The organism is Streptomyces sp. NPDC050617 (assembly GCF_040654795.1).
Taxonomy (GTDB): domain Bacteria; phylum Actinomycetota; class Actinomycetes; order Streptomycetales; family Streptomycetaceae; genus Streptomyces.
In genome coordinates, this window is the sequence record NZ_JBFAIS010000006.1 from 1 (window position 1) to 23,154 (window position 23,154).

A 23,154-nucleotide genomic window follows, 5' to 3' on the forward strand; every position below is an offset into this window, starting at 1 on the left:
GCCCGGCGGCCCGCCCCGCGCCGCGGCGCGGCCCCCCGGGGGGGGCCGCGGCCGGGGGGGGCGCGGGCGCGCGCGGGGCCCGCGCCGCGCGGCGGCGCGCCCCGTTCCGGAGAGCGCGGAGTGTCAGAAGGCGCAGGCGTACATGATCACGATGTTGCAGACGAGCAGCGCGCCGGCGGTGGGCAGTTGGGCCTTGATGGGCCCGTACTGGTCCTTGAGCTCCAGCAGCGCGGCTGGGACGACGTTGAAGTTGGCGGCCATGGGGGTGGCCAGTGTGCCGCAGAAGCCGCAGAGCATGCCGATGGCGAGGATGATGGCGGGCTCGCCGTGGGCCTGCTGCACCAGTACGGGCCAGCCGACGGCCGCGGTCATCACGGGGAAGGCGGCGAAGCCGTTGCCCATGACCACGGTGAACAGGAACATGCCCGCGCAGTAGACGATGACGGCGATGAGCACCGAGCCGTCGGGCAGCACCGACTTGGTGATCTTCCCGACCTGCTCGCCGACGCCCGAGACCGAGAAGATGGTGCCGAGGGTGGCGAGCAGCTGCGGCAGCAGCATCGCCCAGCCCATGGCCTCCAGCATGGAGCGGCCCGCGTGCATGGGGGTGGAGATCTTCTTCTCGCGCATCATCATCATGGCGACGGCGAGCGCGACGATGGCGCCGATGCCGAGCCCGAGGATCGTCTCGCTGCCCGTCTGGAGGACGGGCTCGCCGCCGATGCGCAGCTTCTTGACGCCGACCGCGCAGACCAGGGCGACGACGGGGATGGTGAGGGCGGGTACGAAGATCTTGCTGCCGAGCCGGTCGGCGCTGGCGGCGCGCTCCTCGGGGGTGCTCGTACGGACCTTGCCGCGGCCGGTGAAGCCGAAGCCCGCGAGGCAGACCATGACGAGGACGGCCACGCCCAGCGGCTCGGCCGGGGCCGACTTGTCGACGACCCAGGTGCTGTAGACGAAGCCGAGGCCGAGCAGGCCCCAGAAGGCGGCGGTGCCGAAGCGCTTGGGGTTGGTGCGGTCGGTGGCCATCTGCGCGGCCATGACCAGGAAGATCGCGCCGACCAGCCAGTAGAACCACTCTGCCTTGATCACTTGTTGCTCCCCCGTGCGCTGTTCTTGGGAGCGGTCTTCGCGGCGCGCTTGGCGCCGTCGCCGCTCTTGGGGCTGTCCTTGGCTGCGGCCTTGACTGCGGCCTTGGCTGCGGTCTTGGTGGTGCCGCCGCCGAGTTCGCGCTCCAGCTGGCGGTCGAGGCGCAGCAGCCGCCCGCCGTGGATGACGAGGGCGCAGATCGCGGTCGGGATGGCCCAGAGCGCGAGCTGGAGCGGTTCGAGGTGGGTGTGGTACGTGGTGTTGACGAACCCGGTGATCAGCAGGATCGAGCCGACCGCGAGGAAGACGTCCTCGCCGAAGAAGAGCCCGACGTTGTCGGCGCTGGCGGCGAAGGAACGCACCTTCTCGCGGGCCTTGTCGGTCAGCGGCCCGTTCTTCCGCTCGGCGGCGCCCTCGGCCATGGGGGCCGCGAGCGGGCGCACCGTCTGGGCGTGGCCGAAGACGCTCTGCAGGCCGAGGGCCGCGGTGATCTGCCGCAGCAGCAGGTAGAGGGCGAGGAAGCGGCCGGTGGTGAGCCCCGCGAAGCGGGTGATCAGCCGGCGGGCCTGCTCCTGGAGCCCGTACCGCTCCAGGAGGCCGATGACCGGGAGCGTGATCGCGAAGATCGTCACCGCCCGGCTGGAGGCGAAGCCGTCGCCGAAGGCGGCGATCACCTTCTGCGGCGAGAGGCCGCCGAGCAGTCCGGTGGCTATGCCCGCCACTCCGACGACCAGCAGGGGGTTGCGTCTCGTGGCGAAACCGACGATCACCACGAGGACGCCAAGGAGAACGATCATGCGCCCCGCCTTCCGCGTTCCAGGGACCTCACCTGGAGCGTGAGGAGACTGTCCCGGAGGTTAGAGGATCGTTCAACGATCAGACAAGAGCTTGACACCTGACCGTTCCCGGCGGATCGTTTCGCCTCTCCCCTGCCCCGGGGACGGCTCTGACCTGGTCCGCGGGCGTCTCTCCTCTGGCCCGCGGACGGCCCGGGCCCGCTCTCCGCGGAGCAGGCCCGGCGGGCTCACCCCCCGGCGGGCACCTCGGCCGCGTAGGCCCCCGAGAGCTGCCGCAGCGAGTCCTCCAGGTATCCGGCCAGCAGCCGCTCCGCCTCGGCGGCGGCGCCCGCCTGGAGGGCCTCCAGGATGTGCCGGTTGCGCGAGAGATAGGGCTCGTGGAAGCGGCGCGGGTCGTCCATCACATGGAAGACCAGCCGGAGTTCGGCGAGGACGCCGCGCATCAGCTCGTCCGTCCGCGGGCTGCCGGCCAGCCCGACCAGCGCCTGGTGGAAGCGGATGTTGGCGGTGGACAAGTCCCGCCAGGCCCGGTCCTGGGCGGCCCGCTCGCCCGCCGCGACGGCGGCCATGACCGGGGCCAGCCGGTAGGGCGGCTTCCCGAGGCCGCGCACCGCCGCGCACTCCACCAGCTCGCGCACCCGGTAGATGTCGGCCAGGTCCTCGACGGTCACGACACGGACGAAGACCCCGCGGTTGAGTTCGTGCACCAGCAGCCGCTCGTGCGTGAGCAGCCGGAACGCCTCGCGGAGGGTGTTGCGCGAGACCCCCAGCGCGCCGCAGATGCTCTCCTCCGAGAGCCGCACCCCTGGCGAGAAGTACCCCGAGGCGATCCGGTCGCGCAGTATGTCGGCCACCCGCTCCGCCGTGCTGAGCCGCCCCAGCAGCACCCGGTCGCCCTCCAGGCCGGAGACCTCGATGAGTCCCGACTCGACCGCCTTCGCCACGCTGTGCCTGCCTTTCGCCCTGACGGGCCCCGGCCGGGGCCGCGTTGACACCAGAAGTCAATCCCAGATCGAAGGTCGAGACAACCAGATAGCGGACCGGGGCCCTGCACCTCTTGTCTAATCGTTCAACGATCCTCTAACTTGGCGGGACAGCCGCTCGGCCCGGCCGCCATCCAGCGTTCTCCAGTGCGAAAAGCCACAGTGCGTGGCCACCGTGCACAGCCGCCATGGACATCCACCGCGGACGCGGACCGGGCGGCCGCCCCCGACCCTGCACCTCTGGAACGGACGCACATGACCGACCCGGTGATAGACCTCAACGCCGACCTCGGTGAGGGTTTCGGACGGTGGAGTCTCACCGACGACGACAGCCTGCTCTCCGTCGTCACCAGCGCCAACGTCGCCTGCGGCTTCCACGCCGGCGACCCGAGCACCATGCGCCGGGTCTGCGACCTGGCCGCCGAGCGCGGCGTCGGCATCGGCGCCCAGGTCTCCTACCGCGACCTCGCCGGGTTCGGCCGGCGCTCCATGGACGTGCCGCCGGACGAACTCGCCGCGGAGATCGCCTACCAGATCGGCGCGCTGGAGGTCTTCGCCCGCGCCGCCGGCGCCCGCGTCACCTATGTGAAGCCGCACGGCGCGCTCTACAACCGCAGCGTGCACGACGAGGAGCAGGCCGCCGCCGTCGTCGAGGGGGTGCGGATCGCGGGCGGCCCGTACCCGGTGCTCGGACTGCCGGGCTCCCAGCTCCACGAGGCGGCCGGGCGCGCGGGCCTGGACGTGGTCGCCGAGGCCTTCGCCGACCGCGCCTACACCGCGGAAGGCACCCTCGTGCCGCGCCGCGAGGCGGGCGCCGTGATCACCGACCCGGACGCCGTCGTCGAGCGCTCCGTGGCCCTGGCCCGCGAGGGGACGGTGACCTCGGCCGGCGGCGACGTCGTGCGCGTGCGCGCCCGCTCCCTGTGCCTGCACGGCGACACCCCCGGCGCCGCGGCCCTCGCCCGCCGGGTGCGGGCCGAACTGGAGGCCGCGGGCGTGCGCGTGGCGGCCTTCGCGTGAGGGCCCTGCCCGTCGGGGACCGCGCCCTGCTCGTCGAGCTGGACAGCGGCGACGCCGCCGAGGCCCTGCACGCCGAGCTGCTGCGCCGGGCCGCCGCGCACGAGCTGCCCCCCGTCCGCGAGATCGTCCCGGCCGCGCGCACGGTGCTGCTCTCCGGCCTCGCCGACCCCGCCCGACTCGCCGCCGAGCTGCCCACCTGGACCGTCCCGCCGCTCGCCCGCGATCAGCGCGGCGCCCTCGACATCGCGGTCCGCTACGACGGCCCCGACCTCGCGGACGTCGCCGAGCTGTGGGACACCTCCCCCGAAGGGGTCGTACGGATCCTCTCCGACACCGAGTTCCGCGTCGCCTTCTGCGGCTTCTCCCCCGGCTTCGGCTATCTCACCGGTCTGCCGCCGCGGTACCACGTGCCGCGCAGGGCCACCCCCAGGACGCGCGTCCCCGTCGGCTCCTTCGGCCTCGCGGGCCCGTACGCCGGCGTCTACCCCCGCTCCTCGCCGGGCGGCTGGCAGCTCGTCGGCTCCTCGGACGCCGTGCTGTGGGACCACTCGCGGGAGCCCGCGGCGCTCTTCGCGCCGGGGACCTCGGTCCGCTTCGTACCGGAGGGCGCCCGATGAGCAGTCATGCGATCACGGTCGTACGGGCGGGTGCGCTCAGCACCGTGCAGGACCTGGGGCGGCCCGGCCACGCCCACCTCGGGGTCGGGCGCGCGGGCGCCCTCGACGAGCCGGCGCACCGGCTCGCCAACCGGCTCGTCGGCAATCCGCCCGACGCCGCCACCGTGGAGACGACGCTGACGGGGTGCGCCGTACGGGCGCGCGGCGCGGTGACCGTCGCGGTCACCGGTGCGCCCTGCCCGGTCTCGGTCGACGGCCGCCCGGCGGCGTGGGGAGCGGCCGTGCGCGTACCGGACGGCGCCGTGCTCGACGTGGGCGCGCCCACCCACGGGCTCCGCTGCTATCTGGCGTTCTCCGGCGGCGTCGGCGTCGAGCCGGTGCTCGGCAGCCGCTCCACCGACGTCCTGTCCGGGCTCGGTCCGCCGCCGCTGGCCGACGGGGCGACGCTGCCGCTCGGCCCGGCGCGCCCGGCGCCCGTCGGCGTGGACGTGGCGCCTTCTCCGGGCCCCGCGCGGGAGTTGGTGTTGCCGGTGCTGCTCGGTCCCCGCGACGACTGGTTCACCGAGGCCGCCCTGCGCACCCTGGCCTCGGGCGGCTACGCGGTGTCCCCGGCGAGCAACCGCATCGGGATGCGCACCGAGGGACCGCCGCTGGAACGAGCCGAGGAGGGCGAACTCCCCAGCGAGGGCATGGTGCTGGGAGCGGTGCAGGTGCCGCCGGACGGCCGTCCCGTGCTGTTCCTCGCCGACCATCCGACGACGGGCGGCTACCCGGTCGTGGGCGTCGTCCCGGAGCGTTGGCTTCCGGCCGCCGCCCAGGCCGTGCCGGGCACGCCCGTCCGCTTCGTGCCCGAGCGGCCCTGACGCCCGTACCGCGTAAAACCGCGCGAAATACCGCGCGAGGCGGTCATACGGCGCCGTAGCCGCCCCCGCCGGGGGTGCGGACGACGAGCACGTCCCCCGTCCGCGCCTCCGCCACATCGCAGCCGGCCAGCGGCTCCACCGCGCCGTCCGCCCGCTCGATGAGGTTCTCGCCGCGCGCGCCCGGCTCGCCGCCCGCCATGCCGTACGGGGCGACCCTGCGGTGGCCGGTGAGCAGCGCGACGGTCATGGGCTCCAGGAAGCGGATGCGCCGCTCGACGCCCCGGCCTCCGTGCCACCGGCCGCGCCCGCCGCCGTCCGCCCGTACCGAGAAACTCTCCACCCGCACCGGATAGCGCCACTCCAGGACCTCGGGGTCGGTCAGCCGGGAGTTGGTCATATGGGTCTGCACGGCGTCCGCGCCATCGAAGCCGTTGCCCGCGCCGGAGCCGCTCGCCAGAGTCTCGTAGTACTGGGTGCGGTCGTTGCCGAAGGTGACGTTGTTCATCGTGCCGGACCCCTCCGCCTGCACGCCGAGCGCCGAGTACAGGGCGCCGGTGACGGCCTGGGAGGTCTCCACGTTCCCCGCGACGGTGGCCGCCGGGAAGACGGGGGCGAGCATCGAGCCCTCGGGGATGCGGACGGTGAGGGGCTTGAGGCAGCCGCTGTTGAGCGGGATGTCGTCGGCCACGAGCGTCCGGAAGACATAGAGCACGGCCGCCGTCACCACCGACCTGGGGGCATTGGCGTTGCCCTCCTGCTGGGGCGAGGTCCCCGCGAAGTCCAGTACGGCGCTGCGCTCCGCGCGGTCCACGCGCAGCGCCACGCGGATCACCGCGCCGCTGTCCGTCTCGTAGCGGCAGGAGCCGTCGGTGAGCCCCGCCACGATGCGGCGCACGGATTCCTCCGCGTTGTCCTGCACGTGCCCCATATAGGCCCGTACGACGTCCAGCCCGAACTGCTCGACCATGGCGCGCAGTTCCTGTACGCCCTTCTCGTTGGCGGCGATCTGGGCGCGCAGGTCGGCGAGGTTGGCGTCGGGCGCGCGGGAGGGGTAGGGGCCGGAGGCGAGCAGTGCGCGGGTCTCCTCCTCGCGGAGCCGGCCGTCGCGGACCAGCGGCCAGTTGTCGAAGAGGATGCCCTCCTCCTCGATGGTGCGGCTGAAGGCGGGCATCGAGCCGGGGGTGATCCCGCCGATCTCCGCGTGGTGGCCGCGCGAGGCGACGAGGAAGAGCAGTTCCCCGGGTCCCGTGTCGTCGAAGACGGGCGTGATGACGGTGACGTCCGGCAGGTGGGTGCCGCCGTGGTACGGGTCGTTGATCGCGTACACGTCGCCGGGGCGCATGCCGTCGCCGTTGCGGCGCAGCACCTCCTTGATGGAGTCCGCCATCGAGCCGAGGTGCACCGGGATGTGCGGGGCGTTGGCGATCAGATTGCCGTCGGCGTCGAAGAGGGCGCAGGAGAAGTCGAGGCGCTCCTTGATGTTGACGGAGTGCGCGGTGTTCTCCAGGCGCAGTCCCATCTGCTCGGCGATGGTCATGAAGAGGCTGTTGAAGACCTCCAGCATGACGGGGTCGACGTCGGTGCCGACGGCGGCGGTGCGGGGCCGCGGCCGTGCGCGCGTGAGCAGGAGGTGGCCGTGGTCGCCCGGGGCCGCCTGCCATCCGGGGTCGACGACGGTGGTGGCGTCGGGCTCGGCGATGATCGCGGGGCCGGTGACGGCGGCGCCGGGGCCGAGGCCGTCGCGCTGGTACAGCGGGGTGTCCTGCCACCGGTCCGCCATGAAGGTCCGTACGGTCGCGACGGGTTGCGAGGCCCCGTCGCGCGCCGCGGCTGCGACGGCCGGCCGGGCCGTGCCGCCGGCCGCCCCGACCGTCTCCACCGATACGGCCTCGGCGACGATCGGCTTGTCCATGGTGAAGCCGTAGCGGGCGCGGTGGAGCCGCAGGAACTCCTCGGTCATCGCGCCGACGCCGTCCAGGGTCACGGCGAGGCTCGCGTCGGTGCCCGCGTAGCGCAGCTGGACCTTGGCGCTCGTGGTGAGGGCCCGTTCCTCGACGCCGTCGGCGAGGAGGTCGGCGCGGGTCCGCTCGGCCAGCCGCCCCGCCTCCGCGCGCAGTGCGGGCAGGGTCTCCTCGCCCAGTTCGGTCTCGACGGCCTGCTCGCGCATGGCGGTGGCGTCGGCGACCCCGATGCCGTAGGCGGAGAGCACCCCGGCGAGCGGCGGCACGATCACGGTGGTGATGCCGAGGGCGTCGGCGACCGCGCACGCGTGCTGGCCGCCCGCGCCGCCGAAGGTGGTGAGCGCGTAGCGGGTGACGTCGCGGCCGCGCTGCACGGAGATCTTCTTCACGGCGTTCGCCATGTTGAGGACGGCGATCTCCAGGAACCCGGCGGCGACCTCCTCGGGCCGTCGGCGGTCGCCGGCCGCCTCCGCGATCTCGTCGGCGAGTGCGGCGAACCGCTCGGCGACGGTCTCCGCGTCGAGCGTCCGGTCCCCGTCGGGCCCGAACACGGCCGGGAAGCACTCGGGCTGCACGCGGCCCAGCATGACGTTGGCGTCGGTGACGGTCAGCGGGCCGCCGCCCCGGTAACAGGCGGGGCCGGGCACGGCCCCCGCCGAGTCGGGGCCCACCCGGTAGCGCCGTCCGTCGAAGTGCAGGACGGAGCCGCCGCCCGCCGCCACGGTGTGGATGTTCATCATGGGGGCGCGCATCCGCACCCCGGCGACCTCCGTGCCGAAGACCCGCTCGAACTCCCCCGCGTAATGCGACACGTCGGTGGAGGTGCCGCCCATGTCGAAGCCGATGACGCGGTCGTGGCCGGCCTCGGCGGCGGCGCGCGCCATGCCCACGACGCCGCCCGCGGGCCCGGAGAGGACCGCGTCCTTGCCGCGGAAGTGCGCGGCCTCCCGCAGTCCGCCGTTGGACTGCATGAACATCAGCCGCACGCCGCGCAGTTCGCTCGCGACCTCCTCGACGTAGCGGCCGAGGACCGGGGAGAGGTAGGCGTCGACCACCGTGGTGTCGCCGCGCGGTACGAGCTTCATCAGCGGGCTGACCTCGTGGGAGCAGCTGACCTGCGTGAAGCCGAGGCCGCGGGCCGCCTCGGCGGCCTCCTTCTCGTGCTCGGCGTACCGATATCCGTGCAGGAAGACGACGGCCGCGCTGCGGTAGCCGTCGTCGCGCGCCGCGCGCAGTTCCGCGCTCACCGCGTCCAGGTCCAGGGGCCGTACGACGCCGCCGTCGGCCGCGATCCGCTCCCGCGCCTCGATGACGCGCCCGTACAGCGCCTCGGGCAGCACGATGCGGCGGTCGAAGAGGCGCGGCCGGTTCTGGTAGGCGATGCGCAGCGCGTCCCGGAACCCTTCGGTGGTGACGAGCACGGTCGGCTCGCCCTTGCGTTCGAGGAGCGCGTTGGTGGCGACGGTGGTGCCCATCTTGACCACGGCGATCCGCTCGGCGGGGATCGGTTCGCCGGGACCGAGCTCCAGGGCCAGCCTGATGCCGGCGACGGCGGCGTCCTGATACCGCTCGGGGTTGTGGGACAGCAGTTTGCGCGTGTGCAGGCTGCCGTCCGGACGCTTGGCCACCACGTCGGTGAACGTCCCGCCGCGGTCGACCCAAAACTCCCAGAGCCCTGTCATCCGGCCATTGTGGCAGCGCCGTTCGCGGTTGCGCGGGAACCTTCCCGGCCGGTACGGGCGGTATGCCCACGGGGGCCGCGCCCCGGCCCCGCTACACCGCGGGCGCGTCCGGCCCGATGCGGCTGCGTACCGCGGTCTGGACCTCGGCCTCCTCGGCCGGGTCCGCGGCGAGCCGGCGGAGCTGGTCGACGACACGGTCGTCCGCGGTGGCGGCGTGCCGGGCGGCGAGCTCGCGGGTGGTCTCCTCGCAGTCCCACAGGCACTCGACGGCGAAGCCCGCCGCGAAAGAGGGGTCGGTGGCGGCGAGCGCGCGGGCGGCGCGCCCGCGCAGGTGGGAAGAGGACGTCTCGCGGTAGACGTGGCGCAGGACGGGCGCGGCGCAGCCGATGGAGAGGCGGCCGGCGCCGTCGACGAGGTCCCAGAGCACCCCGGCGTCGGGGCCCTCGGTCCGTACGGTCCGGCGCAGCGCGCCCAGCACGGGCCCGGCGTCGTACTCCGCGCCCCGGCAGGCGAGCATCCCGGCGGCCGCGTCGCCGAGGGCATCGGTGCGGTGCAGCCAGGCCCGGGCCCGTACGAGGGCGGCGGTGCTGCGCATCCGCTCGAAGGCGGTGACGGCGGCTTCCGAGACGAGGGTGCTCGGGTCCTCCACGGCGCTCTCGATGAGGTCGAGGGCGCGCGGGTCGTGGTGTTCGGCGAGATAGCGCAGGGCGGTGGCGCGGGCGGCCTCGGGGCCGCCCGTCGCGGCCTCGATGATCTCCAGGCGGTCCTCGGGGCCGGCGACGGCGGTCAGACAGCGGGTCGCGGGGACGTGGCGGTGCTGGGTGGGGTGCATGTCCAGGCCCTGCTGGGCCCAGTCGAGCACTTCCCGCACGCTCCAGCCCGGGCCGGGGCCGGCCGGCCGGAGCTGGCGCCGCCAGCGGTCGAAGGAGCCCTGTTCGCCGGCGGCGCGCACACGGGCGGCCGTGGCCGGGGAGAGGGCGTCGTCGGCCCACAGCCGCCAGGGCCGTGGCTCGAACGCGTCGCGTACGGCGGCGGTGAGGGCCGCGTCGCCCTCGGGGGTCCGCGGGAACCTGGCGAGAATGAGCTCCCCGAGGCCGGCCAGGCCCGTGTCGTCGTCGCGCAGGGCGAGCTCGTCGAGGGCCCAGGCCCAGTTGGAGCCGGTGGCGGCGTAGCGGCGCAGCAGCAGCAGCGCCTCGCGGCGGCCATAGGAGGCGAGGTGGCCGAGGACCGAGAGGCAGAGGCCGGTGCGCTCCTCCTGCGGGTCGAGGAGGTCCTCGGGGTGGAAGAGGTGGTGTTCGATCTCGTCCAGGGGGCCGTCGAGCTCCATGTGGAGGCGCGCGTAGTAGAGCGAGCGGTTCTCGACCTGCCAGTCGCGCCGGGGGTCGCGGAGCACGCAGTGGTGCAGCGCGGTGAGCGCCTCGGCCCGCGGGGCCGCGAGGGCGTGCAGGGTCCCGTCGCCGCGGCCTCTCTGCAAGAGGCCGAGCAGGGTGCCGCTGGGCGCTATGTCTGGATCGAACATGGGGTCAGCATCCGGTGCGGGGACTTCGGTGGCAACGGGATTTCCGTCGTCCGGCATTCTTGCCGGTGTCCGCCCGTCCTATGCCGGGTGAACAGTGCGGACCTCGGTGCTTCCGCGCGGCGCAGCCTACCCGGAGCAGCAGATTCCGCCGAGTTCCGGCCAACGCTCGCCCGCCGCGCCGGTGGCATATGCCAGAAGCACCACCGTATCGGGTAGTGCCAAATCCCTTACGCGGCGTCGCTCCCTGTGCAACAGTCGTTACCGGCCCACTTCGCCAGATCCGCCCGAGCCGGCCGCGCCGCGCGTCAATCGGAGAACGTACATGCCGTCCCCCCTCTTCGCGGACCGTTCACCCGCCCAGCCGCCGGAGCGCGGCGCGGTGGACGCCCTCATCTCGCAGACCCGAAGGCTCCGCGGCGACGTGGACGCCGTCCGCCGGGAGGCCGCGGTGGACGAGGAGCAGCTGGACGATCCGCAGGTCCGCTGGCAGCGCGCGCTGTGCGAGCTGGCCGTGCACCACCTCGACGACCTCGGCGCGCACCTCGGCCAGCTGCGCGAGGGGGTGCCCACCGAGCTGCTGGAGCCGGAGCCGTACCGCCCGCCGCTGCCCGTGGCCCCGCCCGAGCAGGAGCGCGGCGCGCTGCTCAAGCGGGTCGGCAGCGCCGAGTGGAATCTGCTGACCGACGACGTGACCTGGTCCGAGGAGCTGTTCCAGATCTTCGGCCGGAACCGCGCGGACGGCGCGCCGACCCTGGACGAGCTGCCCTCCTGCCTCCACTCGGAGGACCAGGAGCTGCTGACGGCCAGGGTCACGGACTGCCTGGTGGACGGCAAGCCGATCGACGACGAGTTCCGCATCCTGCGCCCGGACGGCGGCCAGCGCACGGTGCACATGATGGGCGAGCCCGTGCTCGCCTCCGACGGCAGCACGGCGTCCATGTGGGCGGTGCTGCGCGACGTCAGCGAGCTGCGCCGGAGCCAGCGCGCGGTGCACGACAGCCGTGACAGCCTGCAGCGCCAGCGGCACATCGCGCGGACCGAGCACCGGCTCGCGGTCGAGCTCCAGGAGGCCGTGCTGCCGCCCTGGCACGGCTCCCTGAGGCTCCCGCAGGGGGGCCCGGCCTCCCTCGACATCGCCGGGCACTACCTCCCTTCCTCGACCAGCGCCCTGATCGGCGGCGACTGGTTCGACGCACTCCAGCTGCCCGACGGGCAGACCCTGCTCAGCGTCGGCGACCTCACCGGGCACGGCGTGAGCGCCACCTCCGGCGTGGCGATGCTGCTCGGCGCGCTGCGCGGGATGGCGGTGTCCGGCGCCGCGCCCGGCCCGCTCATGGGCTGGCTCAACCAGATGCTCGACGCGTCCGCGCAGCCCGCCCTGGGCAGCGCGATCTGCTGCCGGTACGAGCCCGCCGGCCGCACCCTGTCCTGGTCCCAGGCCGGCCACCCCGCGCCGCTGCTGTTCCGCGACGGGGCGGGGCGCGCCCTCCAGCCGCCCGAGGGCGTGCTGCTCGGGGCGATGTCCGGCGCGCGTTACGCGCAGGCCGAGGAGGGGCTGCTCCCCGGTGACCTGCTCGTGCTGCACACCGACGGCCTCTCACCGCGCAGCCCGGAGCTGGACGTGGAGCGGGGCCCCGACCGGCTGCTGGCGCTCGCGCCGCGGTTCGCCGCCGCCCGGGACGCGCAGGAGTGCGTACGGGCCGTGGTGGAGGAGTTCGGCGGCGAGGAGCGCGAAGACGACGCGTGCGTACTGATCGCGCGCATCGGCTCCTGACCCGGCACCGGAAGCAGACCGTCCTCGAACGGCCCTCAGGGCGAACAGCCTTCAAGGCGGCCGGCGCCGCGCGCGCTTCCCGCGGTGCTCCCCCGCCTCACACGGCACTGCTCCTGCTCGCCGGAGCGCTCCTGGGCGCCTTCGGCAGCGCCTGCCGGATCTCCGCGCGCAGCTGCCGGATACCGCCGTCGCTCGCGTACCGCCCGGTGAGGCGGTACATCTCGCGCAGCCGGTCCCAGGTGCGGTGGGACGAGGTGTGGCCGATGGTGGACAGCGCCATCCTCGCGTACCGGTCGGCCTGCTCCGGGTCGCTGCCGATGAAGCAGGCCGACGCCATCGAGATGTGGTCGAAGACCTTCGACCGGTCACGGCCGTCCACCCGCAGCGCCAGCGCCGCCTTGGCGTGACCCTGCGCGACGCGGGCCACCGACGGGTCGCGCTCCGCGAGCGTACGGAAGGCCAGGGCCTGCATGCCGTGCAGGTCCGCCTCGTCGAACATCTGCATCCAACTCGGCGGCGGCACATCGCCCTTGTCCTCGGCGAAGAGCTCCTCCGCCCGGCCCAGGGAGCGGCGCATGGCCTGGCCGCGGCCCATCGACGCCTGCGCCCACGCCTCGACGGTGCAGAGCATCGCCCGCGTGCGCGGGAGGGTCTCCGCGCCCGAGCCGCGCTGCGCCAGCTTCATGAGGTCCAGCGCCTCGTCCGGGCGGCCGAGGTGGACCATCTGGCGGGCGGCCCGGGAGAGCGCCTCGCCGGCCCGCGGCCGGTCGCCGCCCTCGCGGGCCGCGTGCGCGGCGATCACGAAGTACTTCTGGGCGGTGGGCTCCAGGCCGACGTCGTGGGACATCCACCCCGCGAGGACCGCCAGATTGGCCGCCACCCCCCACAGCCTGCGCTGCAGCTGCTCGGGATGGTGGTAGGCGAGCATGCCGCCCACCTCGTTGAGCTGGCCGATGACGGCCTTGCGCTGGAGACCGCCGCCGCGCGACGCGTCCCAGGCGCGGAAGACGTCGACCGAGCTCTCCAGGGCGTCGATCTCCTGGGACCCCACGGGGGCCGCTTCGTACCGGTCGTAACTGGCCGGATCCGCCGTCATCGCGGAGAGGGAGGACAGGGGATCGTCGACGCGGGGGGCGTCGAAGGCGAGGGTCTGATCGGATTTCAGCCAGTCGTGGAGCGTGCTGCTGAGTGCGGAACCTGTGGCGAGCGCGGCGCCCGCGCCCACCAATCCACGTCGATTGAGCATGAGGTCCATTCCCGTGAATTCGGTGAGGACCGCGGCCGTACGCCCGGGGGGCCAGTGCAGTCCGTCCACGGACTGCTTCTTCCCTGCGCGCCCCTGCTTCGCGAACCCGAGGTCCTCGATGGTCACGACACGACCGAGACGCTCGGTGAAGAGGGCCGCCAGCACCTTCGGCACGGGGTCGCGGGGGCACTCCCCCGTGTCGATCCAGCGCCGCACCCGCGAGGTGTCGGTGGCCAGCTGCGGGTGGCCCATGGCCGCCGCCTGCCGGTTCACCAGCCTCGCGAGCTCCCCCTTGGACCAGCCGGCCAGGCCGAACAGGTCCGAAAGTCGGGTGTTGGGTTCCCTCATCACGTCAAGCCCCCAGGTTCCTCGGCTGACTTGAAGGTATCGGGCCGTCATGGGCCACGCGAGTATTCGCCAGGGTTCGCCAGGGTGCGCCAGATGGTGTGCCACCCGCGAGCGGGTGTGATGTAGGAACGCGCCACCCGGGCCCGGCAGCCGGACCGCATTCCCCAGGGTGCCCATGGCATCCGGGACCGGGGCGCGCACGCAATTCGTCGGCACACGAAGGGATCTGTATCGCCCATGTACGCAGCGTCGTCCTCCGTGTCCGCTCCGCCTCGGCCCTACCGTCCGCAGCCGGCCGGCGGGGGGCCCTATCTCGACCCCAGCCATGCCGCCGGAGCGGGGATCGCCCCCGGCGCCCCTCCCGGCGTCGGCGGGCCCGGCGGGCGGCTCAAGCGGCCCCAGGGAGCGGGCCGTTCCCAGCCGGTCAGCGGGAGAATCGACCTGTCCGGCCCGCAGGGCGCCCAGCTGCGCGCGGCCATCGCCTCCGTGCACCGCATCTGTCCGGAGTTCAGCCCGGTGCAGGTCCTGCGGCACAGCGGCCGGTCCGCGATCCTGATCGGCACGACCGGGCGCAGCACAGCGGTCGCCAAGTGTTTACTGGACCACTCTCCTGTCTGGGCCGAGCGCTTCCGGCATGAAATAGCCGCATACCGCGCGTTCGTGCGGCACCGGCCGCCGGTGCGCGTCCCCCGGCTCATCGCGGCCGATCCGGACAACTGCGCCCTGGTCGTCGAGCGGATGCCGGGACGGGTGGCGGCCACGCAGCGGCACCCGGTCGAGACGCCGCCGCGCGCGGACGTGCGGGCCGCGCTCGGCGCCGTGCACCGGATCAACCAGTGGCGGCCCCCGGCCGGGCTGTTCGAGATGCCGCTGGACTACGGCAAGCGCATCGCCCGCTTCCACGAACTGGGGCTGCTGACCGACCGGGACCTCGGCGACCTCCAGCAGCTGCTGCGCGGGCTCTCGCACGCGCAGGGGCAGTTCTGCCACGGCGACGCCCTGCTCTCGAACATCCTGCTGTCCCCGGCCGGGCCCGTGCTCGTCGACTGGGACCAGGCGGGCTGGTATCTGCCGGGCTATGACCTGGCGACGCTGTGGACCGTCCTCGGGGACGCCGCCCCCGTGGCGCGCCGCCAGATCAGTCAGCACGCCCAGCAGAGCGGCTCCGCGGCGCGCGACGCCTTCCTGGTGAACCTGATGATGGTGCTGACGCGCGAGATCCGCACCTATGAGACGGCCGTGCAGCGCACCATGCACGACCCCGCCCCGGCGGCTCCGGGCGCGGCCGAGAGCGGTGAGGAGCAGCGGCTGCTGCTCCGGCGGCTGCACGACGACTGCGCGCTCGCACGGCGTGCCGTGCGGGCCGCGGTCGGCACCCGCTGACACCGGGGTTCGACCTCTGCGCGGCGCGTCACCGGTTGGGACCTGTGACGCGCCGCAGGTCCGTGCGCCTGTTCCGGGAAACTCCCCCGCATGGGCACTGATGTGCGAAACCCTCTCCCTCAAGCATGATTGACGCCGCGTCGCCCAGGGGTACCTCTTAGTGGATCCGGCTCCGCCCGCCCACGCGCACCATCCGCCCCGGCGCACGGCACGGCCCGGCTTGAGGAGGCTGCGTTGCCCGCACTGCCCGCACTGCCCGCACTCCCCCCGCGTCCAGCCCGTTCGACTCGTACGGCTCGTACGGCTCATACAGCTCGTTCGGCTTTGCGAAGAAACGATTCGGGGCGGCTGAGACGCCGTGGCCGCGCCCTGCGCGCCGCGGCCGCCGCGTCGGCGACCGCCGCCCTGCTGCTGCCGCTGGTGGCGGCCGGCCCGTCCGCCACCGCCGCGCCACCGCCCTCCGGCGCGCTCCAGCGCTCGTTCGCCGACGCGGCGGCCGCCTACCACGTGCCGCCGGGCGTCCTGCTCGGTGTCGCCTATCTGGAGTCCCGCTGGGACGGCCACGGCGGCGCGCCGAGCGTCACCGGCGGCTACGGCCCGATGCACCTCACGGACGCCCGTACGGCCCTGGCCGACGCGCCGCACCACAGCGACGCCGGCGAGGACCCCCGCGGCGACGGCGCCCGGCCCTGGACGCCCGTACGCGACCGCCTCCCCCGGACGGCCGAAGTGCCCGCACGGCTGCGCACCCTGGACCGGGCCGCCGCCCTGACCGGCCTGCCGCGCGGCACGCTGCGGCAGGACGCCGCGGCCAACGTCCGGGGCGGCGCCGCGCTGCTCGCCGCCGAGCAGCGGCGGCTGGGGCTGCCGCCGAGCGCGGATCCCGCCGACTGGTACGCGGCGGTGGCGAGCTATTCGGGCGCCTCGGACGCCGCGACCGCCGCCGTGTTCGCGGGCGACGTCTACGACGTCCTGCGCGGCGGCCAGTCCCGCACCACCGATCAGGGCCAGCGCGTGACGCTCCCGGCCGCCCCCTCGCTACGGGCCGACACCGCGCAACTGCGGCGGCTCGGCCTGCCCGCCGGAACCTCGGCCCAGCCCCGTACGGGCGGTGAGGGCCGCGGCGTCGAGTGCCCGCGCTCCGTGGCGTGCGAGTCGGTCCCGGCCCCGTACGAGCGGTTCGGGGACGGCGACTTCGGCAACCACGACCTGGCCGACCGCCCGAAGTCGCAGCGGGTCGACTACATCGTCATCCATGACACCGAGGGCAGCTGGGACACCACCCTCAAGCTGATCAAGGACCCGACGTACGTCTCCTGGAACTACACCGTCCGCTCCTCGGACGGCCACATCGCGCAGCATGTGCCGACCAAGGACGTCGCCTGGCACGCCGGCAACTGGTATGTGAACTCCAAGTCCGTCGGCATCGAGCACGAGGGGTTCCTCACCGCGCCCGACGCCTGGTACACGGAGGCGATGTACCGGACCTCCGCCCGGCTGGTGAAGTACCTCTCCCACAAGCTCCGCATCCCGCTGGACCGGCAGCACATCCTGGGCCACGACAATGTGCCGGGCACGACGGCCGCCACGGTCAAGGGCATGCACACCGACCCGGGCCCGTACTGGGACTGGGCGCACTACTTCGAGCTGCTGGGCAGGCCCTTCCACCGCACCGCGGGCCCGCACGGCGGGCTGGTGACCGTGGCGCCGGACTACGCCCGCCACCAGCCCGTGTACACGGACTGCGACAAGGCCGGGCAGACCTGCGCGCCGCACGGGTCGGGGGCGGTGCGGCTGCACACCGCGCCGAGCGAGAACGCGCCGCTGGTCAAGGACATCGGGCTGCGCCCCGACGGCGGCGACTCCACGACCGGAGTCAACGACACCGGGGCCCGCGCCTCCACCGGGCAGCGGTTCGCCCTGGCCGGGCGCCACGGCGACTGGACGGCGATCTGGTACCTCGGGCAGAAGGCGTGGTTCCGCAACCCGCACGCCCGGCCGACCGCCGTGGACGCCAAGGGCCTCGTCGCCGTCCCGAAGCCGCGCCCTGGCGGGATTCCGGTGTACGGACGCGCGTACCCGGAGAAGGCCGCGTACCCGGCCGGGGTTCCGGTGCAGACCGTCTCGCCGCTGCCGTACCGGCTGCTCGCCGGGCAGGCGTACGCGGTGGGCGGCAGGGCCGCGGCCGAGTACCTGTGGGCGGCGACGTTCGATCCGGCCGGGCACGCGGTGGTGCGCGGCAAGGACGTGTACTACGAGATCCAGGCGGGGCACCGGGTCGGCTACGTGCGGGCGGCCGATGTGACGCTGCGCCCCTCCGGCCGGTGATTCACGCGGACGGGTGACATACGGGGCCGCGGGGTCCGGCGGCGGCCGGGCCCCGCGCTCAGCCCTGCTGGAACAGCTCGGCGGGGAGCGGCTTGAGCAGTTGGTACAGCTCGTCGGTGATCGGCCGGTCCCAGCTGGCGATGGTGACGAGCACGCCGTCGCTGCGGTCGAACTGGGCGCAGGAGATGCGGCTCTCGGAGCACTTGACACGCCGCACGATCAGCAGGTTGTCCTCGTGCATGACCGGGGTGTCCTCGGTCTCCACCACGTGCACCGGCTCGTCGTTGTCGAGCGCGGCGAGCAGCTGCTGCACCTCGAACGGCACCTGCCCGTCGGAGAGGTCGCGGGCCGGGGAGCCCTCGGGCAGATTGCCGATGATCATCGCGGGTCCGCGCCCTCCGAAGAGGTCGTAGCGCAGGAAGACGCCCTGGCAGCTGCCGTCGGGCGCGGGCAGCAGCCCGGCTCCGAGGTCCCCGGGCCAGTCCCCCGGGTCCATGGCGAGGACGTCGAAGTCCGGCCCGGTGGGCGTGGCGGCGCTGCGGCGGCGGAGGAACGACATGCCCACATCGTACGTGCCCGGCGGCCCTTCGCGTCTCCGGGCCCGGGGCGGTCGCGGCCCGTCCCGCGCCCGGCGGGCCGGGGCGGGAACCGGCCGCGGAGGTTCCGGCGCGGCCGGGGAGGGCCCTGGGCCGGAGCCGCCCCGGCCGGTCGCGCCGGGTGCGTCAGGTGAGGTCGAATTCCCCGTCCCGCGCGCCCAGTACGAACGCGCGCCACTCACCGGGGTTGAAGATCAGCGACGGGCCCTCCGGACTGCGGCCGTCGCGCATGGCGATGTACCCCTCCACGAAGGCGACCTGCACATCGCCGGATCCCTGACTGCTCGACTGCCACTGGGCGTTGCTCAGGTCGAGCTGCGGCTTCGTGCTGCCTGCCGGATGCTCAGTCGTGCTGTCCGCCACGTCCGTGCTCCTCCCGGTCGGTCGTCCGGGCCCCACCCTAGCGATCGGGGCGGGCGCCGGACAGGCCGCGGAGGCAGGTCCGTGCGCCCCGTCCGGGCGCGGTGCGGGTGGGGCGCCGGACGGGTCGCGGGGCCGGGTCCGTACGCCCGTCCCGGACGCCGTTCAGGAAGTCGACGGGGGCTGGCCCTTCAGGAAGCCGGCGGCTCGGCGCCGACGAGCCACATGGAGAAGAATTGCGCGCCGCCTCCGTAGGCGTGGCCCAGCGCTTTGCGCGCGCCGTCCACCTGGTGCTCCCCCGCCTGGCCGCGCACCTGGAGGGCGGCCTCCGCGAAGCGGATCATGCCGGAGGCGCCGATGGGGTTGGTGGAGAGGACCCCGCCGGAGGGGTTGACGGGCAGGTCGCCGTCGAGTTCCGTGACGCCCGACTCGGTGAGTTTCCAGCCCTCGCCCTCGGCGGCGAAGCCGAGGTTCTCCAGCCACATCGGCTCGTACCAGCTGAACGGCACGTACATCTCGACGGCGTCGATCTCCCGGCGCGGGTCGGCGATGCCCGCCTGCCGGTAGACGTCGGCGGCGCAGTCCTTGCCGGCCTGCGGCGATACGAAGTCCTTGCCCGCGAAGAGGGTGGGTTCGCTGCGCATCGCGCCGCCGTGCACCCAGGCGGGCGGGTGCGGCGCGCGGTCCGCACCGCCCCGGTCGGTGAGGACCATGGCGCAGGCGCCGTCGGAGGACGGACAGGTCTCGGAGTAGCGGACGGGGTCCCACAGCATCGGTGAGGACTGCACCTTCTCCAGGGTGATGTCGTGCTCGTGGAGGTGCGCGTAGGGGTTCTTCAGGGCGTTGCGGCGGTCCTTGTACGCGACGAGGGAGCCGACGGTGTCGGGGGCTCCGGTGCGCCGCATGTACGCGCGGATGTGCGGCGCGAAGAAGCCGCCGGCCCCGGCCAGCAGCGGCTGCTGGAAGGGGACGGGCAGCGAGAGGCCCCACATGGCGTTGGACTCGGACTGCTTCTCGAAGGCGAGGGTCAGCACGGTGCGGTGGACGCGGGCGACGACGAGGTTGGCGGCGACGAGGGCGGTGGAGCCGCCGACGGAGCCCGCGGTGTGCACGCGCAGCATGGGTTTGCCGACGGCGCCGAGGGCGTCGGCGAGGTAGAGCTCCGGCATCATGACACCCTCGAAGAAGTCGGGGGCCTTGCCGATGACGACGGCGTCGATGTCGGACCAGCCCAGTCCGGCGTCCTGGAGCGCCCGGCTCGCCGCTTCCCGGACGAGTCCGGCGATGGACACGTCGTGGCGCGCGGCGACGTGTTTGGTCTGGCCGATCCCGACGACCGCGACGGGCTCCTTGCTCATCGGGGGTCTCCTTCCAGTACGGCGACCAGGTTCTGCTGGAGGCAGGGGCCCGAGGTGGCGTGGGCGAGCGCCCGGTCGGAGGCGCCGCGGTGGATGCGGGCCGCGGCCTCGCCGAGGCGGATGAGGCCCGCCGCCATCATCGGGTTGGCGGCGAGGGCGCCGCCGGAGGGGTTGACCGCGACGTCGTCGGCGAGCCGCAGCGCCTTGCGCAGGACGACTTCCTGGGAGGTGAAGGGGGCGTGCAGTTCGGCGGTGTCGACGGGGGCGTCGAAGGCTCCGGCGCGCTCGGCGGCGAGGCGGGTGGAGGGCGAGTCGGTGAGGTCGCGCACGCCCAGGGAGTGCGGTTCGACGCGGTGGTCGATGCCCTTGATCCACGCGGGCCGCGGGCAGAGCCGGCGCGCCGTGTCCCCGGCGGCGAGGACGACGGCGGCGGCGCCGTCGCCGATGGGCGGCGCGTCGTGCCCGCGCAGCGGCTGTACGAGGTAGTCGGCGCCGAGCAGCCGTTCGGGCGGGACCGAGCCGCGCAGCTGGGCGTCGGGGTTGTCCTCGGCGGCGGTGCGGCTGCGGGCGGCGATGGCGGCGAGGGCCCTCTCGTCGGTGTCGCCGGCGTCGATGAGCGCCTGGGCCTGGAGCGCGGCCAGGGAGACGGAGTCGGGCCACAGGGGCGCGAGGTAGTAGGGGTCGAGCTGGCGGGTGAGGACGTCGCGGAGCTCGCCGGGCGAGGACTTGCCGTACGCGTAGACGAGCGCGGTCTCCGCCTCGCCGGTGCGGAGCTTGACCCACGCCTCGTACAACGCCCAGGCGCCGTCCATCTCGACGTGGGACTCGGAGATGGGCGGCCAGGCCCCCACGCCGTCGAGTGCCATGGTGAAGGAGAAGGCGCGGCCGGCCAGGTAGTCGCTCGATCCCGAGCAGGTGAAGTCCGTTTCGCCGGCGGTGAGTCCGACCTGGCCGAGGGTGCGGGTGAGGACGGGGAGCAGCATTTCGACTTCGGAGAGGTCCGCGGTGTTCCGGCGGTGCTCGCTCTGCCCGAAGGCGACGATGGCCACTTCCGGTGCGTCGGGCATCACAGCAGCTCCTTGTACGCGTCGTAGTCGGCGTCCGGTTCGCCGGTGGGCCGGTAGTGGTCGGGGTAGCGCCCGCCGTCCGTCCACACCGGCTCCACGCGCAGGCCCATGCGGACCTGGTCGTAGGGGATGCCGCCGATGCGGGCGTGCAGTGCGAGGTCGGCGCCGTCGAGCGCGATGTGGGCGTAGACGTAGGGGACTTCGATGTCGAGGTTCTTCGCCTTGATGTTCACGATGCAGTAGGTGGTGACGGTGCCGCGCGGCCCGACCTCCACCTGTTCGGCGGTGGCGACGCCGCAGGTGGGGCAGGCGCCGCGGGGCGGCACGTACACCTTGCGGCAGGAGGGGCAGCGCTCGCCGACGGTCTTGTGCTCGGCGAGCGCGGCGAGGTAGCGGGTCTGGGCGCGGCCGGGCGAGTGGCGGTAGTCGAGGCGGGCGGGGGCCACGATGCCGGTGACGGGGTCGGCGAACTCCCCGTCGTGCGGCCGTGCTTCGCCGCCGGGCCCGCTCTCGTGCGGTCCGCCCCCGTGCGGCTCGAAGCACGCGATGTCGGTGATGGCCCCGGCGCGCTCGGCGGCCCAGCGGATACGGACGCGCATCCCGGTGCGCACGGCCTCGGGTCCCGGCGCGTCGAGCGCGTGGAGGAGGGCCGTGTCGGCGCCGTCGAGCCGGACGAGGACCCAGGCGAAGGGGGTGGGCAGGGGCTGGTCGGGGCGGGGCGCCGGGTTCCACGCCCAGGTGGTGACGGTCCCGGTGGGCGCGACCTCGACGAGTTCGCGCAGCTCTTCGGCGGTGGCCGGGTCGTACTCGACGGGCGGCACGAGTACCCGGCCGTCGCCCGTCCTGACCCCGAGCGGTACGCGCTCGCGAAGCCCGGTGAGAAACGCGCTCTGCACGGGCCCGAGGGAGCGGGTGAAGGGGAATTCGACGGTGAGGGGAGCGCTCAGCGCCTCGGGCGCCGGGGCGGGTGACATGCGGTGGTCTCCTTCGCGTAGGGCCTGTGTCATTTCCCTGGCGGGGCGGCGCTCGCGCGGCACGCGGTTTCGCGGCCGGACGCGCGGGGTCCGCGGCGCGGGGCGGAGAGGGTTTCGGCCGGCGGCAGCGCCCGGGCGGCGACGGTCACGCGGCAGGCGGGCTGGCGGCAGGCGGGCTCGCGGTATGCGGGCTGGCGGCACGCGGACTCGCGGCCGTCTACGCCGTACGGGTCTTTCCGGCGGCTGCCGTGGCGCGAGCGGCCTTCGCGGCGCGGGCGGCCGTCGTGGGCGGGCGCCGCTTCTCGGCGAGGGCCGGACATCAGGCCCGCCGGAAGACCGGCGGGCGTTTCTCGGCGAAGGCGCGGGCGCCTTCCTTGGCGTCGGCGGTGTCGAATACCGGCCAGCCGCGCTCCAGTTCGTGGGCGAGCCCGTCGGCCTCCGTCATGGCGGCGGTGTCGTACACCGACGCCTTGACGGCCTCGACGGCCAGCGGCCCATTGGCGTTGACGGCCTCGGCGATCTCCAGTGCCTTGGCGAGCGCGGCGCCGTCCGGTACGACATGGCCGATGAGCCCGATCCGGGCGGCCTCGGCGGCGGGGTACGGGCGTCCGGTGAGCAGCATCTCCAGGGCGTGGGTGCGCGGGATCTGGCGGGCGAGGCGGACCGTGGAGCCGCCGATGGGGAAGAGGCCGCGGCGCACCTCGTAGAGGCCGAAGGTGGCGCTCTCGCCCGCGACGCGGATGTCCGTGCCCTGGAGGATCTCGGTGCCGCCCGCGACGCAGTGGCCCTCGACGGCGGCGATGACGGGCTTGCGCGGCCGGTGGTGGCGGAGCATCGCCTTCCAGTGCAGATCGGGATCGGCCTTGAGGCGGTCCCGGTACTGGTCGCCCATGCCCTTCCCGGCCAGCGCCTTGAGGTCCATGCCGGCGCAGAACACGCCGCCGGCGCCGGTCAGCACGACCGAGCGGATGTCGTCGTCCGCGTCGGCGGCGAGCCAGCCGTCGTAGAGCCCGACCAGCATCGGCAGGGAGAGCGCGTTCTTCGCCTCCGGCCGGTTCAGGGTCAGTACCAGTGTGGCGCCGACGCGTTCCACGCCGAGGTGTTCCGTTTCCCCGCCCATTTCCCCGCTCATGGCAAGTCCTCTCGTCTCAAGACCTAGAACAGGTTGCAGCAGGCGGGGAACGAGTAC

At 74.0% G+C, this 23,154-nt stretch carries 18 protein-coding genes; 6 read left to right on the top strand and 12 right to left on the bottom strand.

Going from position 1 to position 23,154, the window contains the following annotated elements:
• Positions 1-123 precede the first annotated feature (123 nt).
• The 3 genes from AB0I49_RS10235 to AB0I49_RS10245 form a co-directional block, all read right to left on the bottom strand.
• On the bottom strand, positions 124-1,092 hold the full coding sequence (locus AB0I49_RS10235; protein WP_363226419.1) for a DUF979 domain-containing protein: 969 nt from the start codon (positions 1,090-1,092) through the stop codon (positions 124-126).
• A complete protein-coding gene (locus tag AB0I49_RS10240) occupies positions 1,089-1,886 on the bottom strand; it encodes a DUF969 domain-containing protein (RefSeq protein WP_363226420.1) in 798 nt (265 codons plus the stop codon). Before AB0I49_RS10240 ends, AB0I49_RS10235 begins: the two co-directional genes overlap by 4 nt.
• A gap of 227 nt (positions 1,887-2,113) precedes the next feature.
• Positions 2,114-2,830, bottom strand: a complete 717-nt coding sequence (locus AB0I49_RS10245) for a GntR family transcriptional regulator (protein ID WP_363226421.1) — start codon at positions 2,828-2,830, stop codon at positions 2,114-2,116.
• Between the two features lie 294 nt (positions 2,831-3,124).
• Between AB0I49_RS10245 and AB0I49_RS10250 the strand changes: the two genes are divergently transcribed.
• From AB0I49_RS10250 to AB0I49_RS10260, 3 genes are read left to right on the top strand one after another with little or no spacing between them, the layout of a single operon-like run.
• Positions 3,125-3,889: a 5-oxoprolinase subunit PxpA gene (locus AB0I49_RS10250; RefSeq protein ID WP_363226422.1), complete on the top strand. Its 765-nt coding sequence runs from the start codon at positions 3,125-3,127 to the stop codon at positions 3,887-3,889.
• Positions 3,886-4,506, top strand: coding sequence for an allophanate hydrolase subunit 1 (locus tag AB0I49_RS10255; RefSeq protein WP_363226423.1), 621 nt, complete (start codon positions 3,886-3,888; stop codon positions 4,504-4,506). Before AB0I49_RS10250 ends, AB0I49_RS10255 begins: the two co-directional genes overlap by 4 nt.
• On the top strand, positions 4,503-5,369 hold the full coding sequence (locus tag AB0I49_RS10260) for a biotin-dependent carboxyltransferase family protein (protein WP_363226424.1): 867 nt from the start codon (positions 4,503-4,505) through the stop codon (positions 5,367-5,369). The genes AB0I49_RS10255 and AB0I49_RS10260 overlap by 4 nt, the downstream gene beginning before the upstream one ends.
• 43 nt (positions 5,370-5,412) lie before the next feature.
• On the opposite strand, the gene AB0I49_RS10265 is transcribed toward AB0I49_RS10260, so the two are convergent.
• Both AB0I49_RS10265 and AB0I49_RS10270 read right to left on the bottom strand, forming a co-directional pair.
• Positions 5,413-9,012: a hydantoinase B/oxoprolinase family protein gene (locus tag AB0I49_RS10265; protein ID WP_363226425.1), complete on the bottom strand. Its 3,600-nt coding sequence runs from the start codon at positions 9,010-9,012 to the stop codon at positions 5,413-5,415.
• A gap of 91 nt (positions 9,013-9,103) precedes the next feature.
• Positions 9,104-10,531, bottom strand: a complete 1,428-nt coding sequence (locus tag AB0I49_RS10270) for a HEAT repeat domain-containing protein (protein WP_363226427.1) — start codon at positions 10,529-10,531, stop codon at positions 9,104-9,106.
• Positions 10,532-10,853: 322 nt separating this feature from the next.
• Here AB0I49_RS10270 and AB0I49_RS10275 point away from each other — a divergent pair, with 322 nt between their 5' ends.
• The gene (locus AB0I49_RS10275; protein ID WP_363226428.1) at positions 10,854-12,305 is read left to right on the top strand and encodes a SpoIIE family protein phosphatase; all 1,452 of its coding nucleotides are present in this window, start codon (positions 10,854-10,856) and stop codon (positions 12,303-12,305) included.
• Between the two features lie 97 nt (positions 12,306-12,402).
• Here AB0I49_RS10275 and AB0I49_RS10280 read toward each other — a convergent pair whose 3' ends face one another.
• A complete protein-coding gene (locus AB0I49_RS10280; protein ID WP_363226429.1) occupies positions 12,403-13,902 on the bottom strand; it encodes a hypothetical protein in 1,500 nt (499 codons plus the stop codon).
• Between the two features lie 234 nt (positions 13,903-14,136).
• Here AB0I49_RS10280 and AB0I49_RS10285 point away from each other — a divergent pair, with 234 nt between their 5' ends.
• Complete coding sequence (locus AB0I49_RS10285) at positions 14,137-15,282, top strand: aminoglycoside phosphotransferase family protein (protein ID WP_363226430.1); 1,146 nt, start codon at positions 14,137-14,139, stop codon at positions 15,280-15,282.
• A gap of 324 nt (positions 15,283-15,606) precedes the next feature.
• Complete coding sequence (locus AB0I49_RS10290) at positions 15,607-17,610, top strand: N-acetylmuramoyl-L-alanine amidase (protein WP_363226432.1); 2,004 nt, start codon at positions 15,607-15,609, stop codon at positions 17,608-17,610.
• 58 nt (positions 17,611-17,668) lie between these two features.
• Here the strand turns inward: AB0I49_RS10290 and AB0I49_RS10295 are convergent, their stop codons facing one another.
• From AB0I49_RS10295 to AB0I49_RS10320, 6 genes are all read right to left on the bottom strand, one after another.
• Entirely contained in the window at positions 17,669-18,169 is a 501-nt protein-coding gene (locus AB0I49_RS10295) for a hypothetical protein (RefSeq protein ID WP_363226433.1), read from the bottom strand.
• A gap of 163 nt (positions 18,170-18,332) precedes the next feature.
• Complete coding sequence (locus tag AB0I49_RS10300) at positions 18,333-18,569, bottom strand: DUF397 domain-containing protein (RefSeq protein WP_363226434.1); 237 nt, start codon at positions 18,567-18,569, stop codon at positions 18,333-18,335.
• Positions 18,570-18,757: 188 nt separating this feature from the next.
• Positions 18,758-19,924: a thiolase domain-containing protein gene (locus AB0I49_RS10305; RefSeq protein ID WP_363226436.1), complete on the bottom strand. Its 1,167-nt coding sequence runs from the start codon at positions 19,922-19,924 to the stop codon at positions 18,758-18,760.
• Positions 19,921-20,991, bottom strand: a complete 1,071-nt coding sequence (locus tag AB0I49_RS10310) for a thiolase domain-containing protein (protein WP_363226437.1) — start codon at positions 20,989-20,991, stop codon at positions 19,921-19,923. The genes AB0I49_RS10305 and AB0I49_RS10310 overlap by 4 nt, the downstream gene beginning before the upstream one ends.
• On the bottom strand, positions 20,991-21,965 hold the full coding sequence (locus tag AB0I49_RS10315; RefSeq protein WP_363226438.1) for an OB-fold domain-containing protein: 975 nt from the start codon (positions 21,963-21,965) through the stop codon (positions 20,991-20,993). The genes AB0I49_RS10310 and AB0I49_RS10315 overlap by 1 nt, the downstream gene beginning before the upstream one ends.
• A 319-nt stretch (positions 21,966-22,284) precedes the next feature.
• Complete coding sequence (locus AB0I49_RS10320; protein WP_363226705.1) at positions 22,285-23,085, bottom strand: crotonase/enoyl-CoA hydratase family protein; 801 nt, start codon at positions 23,083-23,085, stop codon at positions 22,285-22,287.
• Positions 23,086-23,154: the final 69 nt, after the last annotated feature.